The sequence below is a fragment of the Aeromonas sp. L_1B5_3 genome (genome assembly GCF_963866575.1).
Taxonomy (GTDB): domain Bacteria; phylum Pseudomonadota; class Gammaproteobacteria; order Enterobacterales; family Aeromonadaceae; genus Aeromonas; species Aeromonas jandaei.
In genome coordinates, this window is record NZ_CAWMDN010000016.1 from 1 (window position 1) to 462 (window position 462).

Below are 462 nucleotides of genomic sequence, written 5' to 3' on the forward strand. Positions count from 1 at the left end.
GCGCCGTGCTGGACCAGCCGTGCGAGCTGATGGTGTGGTACAACGGCGAGCTGCAGCGCAGGGTATGCGGTGTAGTGAGCGAGTTTGCCCAAGGGGACAGCGGCTTTCGCCGTACCCGCTACCGCATTGAGGTGAAACCCGCCTTGTGGCGGCTTGGGTTGCGCCAGAATTCCCGCATCTTCCAGGCCCAGAAGCCCGATGAAATCCTCAGCATCCTGCTGCAAGAACACGGCATCACCGATTACGCCTTTGCCCTGAAGAATGAACATGCCCTGCGGGAATACTGCGTCCAGTATCGCGAGACCGACCTCGATTTCCTCAACCGCCTCGCAGCCGAAGAGGGCTTGTTCTACTTCCACGAGTTTGAAGCGGGCAAACACCGCATTGTGTTTGCCGACGACGCGGCAGCATTGACTCAAGGCCCCGAGCTCTTCTTCAACCTTGGCAACCGCTCGCTGGAAC

Annotated in this window: 1 protein-coding gene; it reads left to right on the top strand. The window is 59.7% G+C overall.

Features of this window, described 5'->3' with window-relative positions; genetic code table 11:
• On the top strand, window positions 1-462 hold a 462-nt coding region (vgrG, locus tag AACR93_RS01925), incomplete at both ends, for a type VI secretion system tip protein VgrG (RefSeq protein WP_043852207.1).